Origin of the sequence: Jiangella rhizosphaerae (genome assembly GCF_003579925.1) — a bacterium.
Taxonomy (GTDB): domain Bacteria; phylum Actinomycetota; class Actinomycetes; order Jiangellales; family Jiangellaceae; genus Jiangella; species Jiangella rhizosphaerae.
Genome location: NZ_QUAL01000315.1, coordinates 1 through 4,475, shown reverse-complemented (window position 1 = coordinate 4,475; position 4,475 = coordinate 1). Strand labels below are relative to the sequence as shown.

Here is a 4,475-nt window from a genome sequence, read left to right as displayed (position 1 = left end):
GGCGGCGGGCCCGGCCCGGACCGACCCGCCGCGCCGGCGCCGCCAGGGCCTGGCCGGCGCGCGCTGGCCGTACCTGTTCCTGCTGCCGACGGTGGTGCTGTTCGGCGCCTACACGGTCTGGCCGGTGCTGGCCAGCTGGTGGTACTCGCTGCTGTCCTGGACCGGGTTCTCGGCGGAGAAGACGTTCGTCGGCCTGCAGAACTACCGCGACGTCGTGGCCGACCCGCTGTTCTGGAACTCCTTCAAGATCACCATGCTGTTCATGGTGGTCACCGTCCCGCTGCGGGTCGGGCTCGGACTGCTGCTCGCGCTGCTGCTCAACCATCCACGGCTGCCCCTGCAGCGGCTGTTCCGCACCGCGTTCTTCCTGCCGGTGGTGACGACGACGGCGATCGTCGGCGTCGTCATGCAGTTCGTCCTCGACCCCGCCGGCGGCCCGGTGAACCTCGGCCTGCAGGAGGCCGGCCTGGACGGCGTCGACTTCCTCGGCTCGTCCAGCACGGCGCTGTGGACCGTCATGGCCGTGCACACGTGGAAGTGGGTCGGCGTCACGATGATCTACTGGCTGGCCGCGCTGCAGACCGTGCCGCGCGAGCTGACCGAGGCCGCCCAGGTGGACGGCGCGTCGTCATGGCAGTCGTTCCGGCACGTGACGCTGCCGCTGCTGGTGCCGTTCCTGGTGATCATCACGCTGCTGACGGTCGAGCAGAACCTGCAGGTGTTCGACCTGATGATGACGATGACCGGCGGCGGGCCGTTCTTCGCCACCGAGGTGATCGAGCTGTACATCTACCGCTGGGCGTTCGGCTCCTCGCCGCCGCAGCTGGGCTTCGCCTCCGCGGCCGCCGTCGTGCTGGGCGTCGTCCTGCTCGTCGTCGGCATCGGCCAGCTGCTCGGGATCCGGGCCGCCCGGCGCATGGCGGGAGCGGAGTCGTGACGGCGGCGACGGAGACGGCGGCGGCCCGCCACGCGCCGGGCCGCTGGCGGCGCCGGGCGCCGATCTGGGCGCTGACCGCCGTGCTGCTGGTGGTGGCTGCGTTCTGGGTGTACCCGTTCGTGTGGGTGCTGTCGGCGTCGGTGAAGGACCAGCTGGAGGTGTTCGCCTCCGGCCTCGGCCTGCTGCCCGACGAGTTCGTCTGGTCGAACTACGGCCGGGCCTGGACCGACGCGAACTTCGGCCGGTACATGGTCAACACGGTGATCGTGACCGCGGCGACCGTGGTGGTCGTGGTCATCCGGTGCGCGATGGCCGGCTACGTGCTGGCCCGCTACCGGTTCCTCGGCCGCAGGGTCGTGATGGGCGTGCTGGTGGCGACGCTGTTCGTGCCGGCGGGCTACACGATCATCCCGGTGGTCGAGCTGACCCAGCAGCTCGGCCTGCTGAACTCGCTCACCGGCATGGTCATCGCGCTGTCCGGTGGCGGCCACGTGGCGGCGGTCCTGCTGTACCTGGGCTACTTCCGCGGCATCCCCCGGGAGATCGAGGAGGCCGCCGTCATCGACGGGGCGGGGTTCCTCACCGTGTTCTTCCGGGTCATGCTGCCGCTGGCCGGGCCGGTGACCGCGACCGTCGTGGTGCTGACGTTCCTGACCACGTGGAACGCGTTCTTCCTGCCGCTGGTCTTCACGTTCAGCCGGCCGGACCTGCGGACGCTGAGCGTCGGCATGCAGGCGTTCGTGGGCGAGAACTCCGTGGACTGGCCGGGCATGGCCGCCGCGGCCACGTTGTCGCTGATCCCGATCGTCGTGCTCTTTCTCGTCCTGCAGCGCTACTTCTTCGAGGGAATCGCGGGAGCCGTCAAGTCATGACCCAGCCCAACATCCTGCTCATCTGCACCGACCAGCAGCGCTTCGACGCCGTGGGCGCCTACGGCAACCCGCACATCGCCACCCCCAACCTCGACCGGCTGGCCGCGCAGGGCGTCGTCTTCGAGAACTGCTACGTGCAGAACCCGGTGTGCGGTCCGTCGCGGGCCAGCCTGATGACCGGCCGCTACGTCCCCGTGCACGGTCTGCACGCCAACGGCGTCGACCTGTCCCCGCACGAGGAGCTGTTCAGCCGGCGGCTGGCCGACGCCGGTTACGACTGCGGACTCGTCGGCAAGTTCCACCTCGGCGCCTGCCACGGCGGACGCTCGGAGCCGCGGCTGGACGACGGGTTCCGGGTGTTCCGGTGGGCGCACGACCCATACCCGGGGTCGTCGGAGAATGCCTACCACCGTTGGCTGAGCGCCCGCTTCCCCGATCTGTACGCCGCCACCCGCGACCGCACCGGCGAGTACACCTGGGACACGCTGCCCACCGAGGCGCACTACAGCCACTGGATCGGCGAGGAGACGATCGACTTCCTGCGGTCCTCGCGGCAGCCGGACAAGCCGTTCTTCTTCGTGGCGAACTTCTTCGACCCGCACCACGGGTTCGGCGCCCCGGAGGAGTACACCCGCCGCTACGACCCGGCGACGCTGCCGCGGCCGGTCACCCGCGACGGCGAGCTGGACGACAAGCCGGCCATCTTCACGGAGGCGTCGAAGGAGTCCTACGCCGGGCACGCCCGCGGCTACGCCGACTACTCCGACGACGAGCTCATGCGGACCCGCGCCGCCTACTACGCGATGGTGACGCTGGTCGACGACGAGGTCGGGCGCATCCTCGACGCCCTCGACGAGACCGGCCTGGCCGACGACACCATCGTGGTGTTCACCAGCGACCACGGCGAGATGCTCGGCGACCACCAGCTGATGCTCAAGGGCCCGTTCATGTACGAGTGCGCCGTCCGGGTGCCGCTGATCGTGCGCTGGCCGGGCCGGGCGACGCCGGGCACCCGGCGCACGGAGCTGGTCCAGTGGATCGACCTCGGCCCGACGTTCCTGCAGGCCGCGGGTGTCGACGTCCCGGCCCGCATGCAGGGTGCCAGCCTGGCGCCGCTGATCGACGGCGACGGCACCGGCTGGCGCGACTGGGCGCTGTGCCACTACCGCGACAGCGGCCATTCCTACGACCCGCCCGTGCACGTGACGATGCTCCGCCACGACCGCTGGAAGCTCGTGGTCCACCACGGCGGGCCGGCCACCGCCCGCGAGCGCACCGGCGAGCTCTACGACCTCGTCGACGACCCGCGGGAGCTGACCAACCACTGGGACGACGACACCCACCGCGCCGTGCGCACGCAGCTGCAGGAACTGCTGATCGACGTCATGGTCGCCGTCGAGGACCGCAGCAACCCCCGCCTGTCGCACTGGTGACGGCATCCGCAGAGAGGACGTTCGTGACGACCGACATCGACTACCCCCGTCCGCAGCTGGTCCGCGACGACTGGGTCGACCTGTGCGGCGAGTGGGGGTTCGCCTACGACGACGCCGACGCCGGCCGCGCCGAGCGCTGGTACACCGCCGCCGAGCCGTTCGACCGGACCATCACCGTGCCCTACCCGCCGGAGTCGAAGCTCTCCGGCGTGCACGATCCCGCGCCGCACGCCGTCGTCTGGTACCGCCGCGCGGTGCTGCTGGGCGTCCCCGGCCCGGACCAGCGGGTCGTGCTGCATTTCGGCGCCGTCGACTACGCCGCGGACGTCTGGGTCAACGGCGCCCACGCCGGCTCCCACCAGGGCGGGCACACGCCGTTCTCGTTCGACGTCACCGACCTGCTGGTGCCCGGCGACGAGCAGGTCGTGGTCGTCCGGGCCGAGGACCACGCCGACGACGTCACCCAGCCGCGCGGGAAGCAGGACTGGCTCGAGGAGCCGCACGCCATCTGGTACCACCGCACCACCGGCATCTGGCAGCCCGTGTGGGCCGAGGTCGTCCACCGGCTGCACCTGACCGAGGTGCACTGGACGCCGGACGTCGCGGGCGCGCGGGTGTCGCTGGAGGTCGCGTTGCCCGCCGACCCGCCCCGCCCGGTCACCGTCCGGGCCCGGCTGCGGCTCGGCGAGGAGGTGCTCGCCGAACAGGAGATGCGGCTGGACCGCGCGCACGGGCGGTGGGACGTCGCCGTCGCCGCCGCCCGGCACGGCCAGCACCTCGGCCGGCTCCTGTGGTCGCCGGAGAGCCCCACGCTGATCGACGCCGACCTCGAGGTGGTCGACGACGGCCGCACCGTCGACCGCGTCCGCTCCTATCTCGGGCTGCGCAGCGTCGGAGTCGCGGACGGCCGGTTCCTGCTCAACGGGCAGCCGTACTTCCTGCGGCTCGCCCTGGAACAGGGCTACTGGCCCGCCTCGCACCTGGCCGCGCCGGACGCCGCCGCGCTGCGCCGCGAGGTCGAGCTGGTCAAGGAGCTGGGCTTCAACGGCGTGCGGGTGCACCAGAAGGTCGAGGACCCGCGCTTCCTGGCCTGGTGCGACCGCCTCGGCGTGCTGGTGTGGGACGAGATGCCCAGCGCGTTCGAGTTCGCGCCGCGGGCGGTCGAGCGGCTCACCCACGAGTGGCTGGAGGTCGTGCGCCGCGACCGCAGCCACCCGTGCGTCGTCACGTGGG

Annotated in this window: 4 protein-coding genes; all 4 read left to right on the top strand. The window is 71.7% G+C overall.

Annotated elements, in window-relative coordinates; genetic code table 11:
* A partial coding sequence (locus DY240_RS23880; RefSeq protein ID WP_199702264.1) for a carbohydrate ABC transporter permease occupies positions 1 to 937 on the top strand: 937 nt, incomplete at its 5' end.
* Positions 934 to 1,809 carry a carbohydrate ABC transporter permease gene (locus DY240_RS23875; protein WP_119662227.1) on the top strand — a complete coding sequence of 292 codons (876 nt, stop codon included), beginning with the start codon at positions 934 to 936 and terminating at the stop codon, positions 1,807 to 1,809. The genes DY240_RS23880 and DY240_RS23875, both read left to right, overlap by 4 nt.
* Positions 1,806 to 3,242: a sulfatase family protein gene (locus tag DY240_RS23870; protein ID WP_119662226.1), complete on the top strand. Its 1,437-nt coding sequence runs from the start codon at positions 1,806 to 1,808 to the stop codon at positions 3,240 to 3,242. Before DY240_RS23875 ends, DY240_RS23870 begins: the two co-directional genes overlap by 4 nt.
* Positions 3,243 to 3,265: 23 nt before the next feature.
* The coding region (locus DY240_RS23865) for a glycoside hydrolase family 2 protein (RefSeq protein WP_119662228.1) at positions 3,266 to 4,475 on the top strand (1,210 nt) is incomplete at its 3' end.

Coding starts and splice junctions, on each gene's coding strand:
- DY240_RS23870 (WP_119662226.1), top strand. CDS start 1,806: ATGACCCAGCCCAACATCCTGCTCATCTGCACCGACCAGCAGCGCTTC.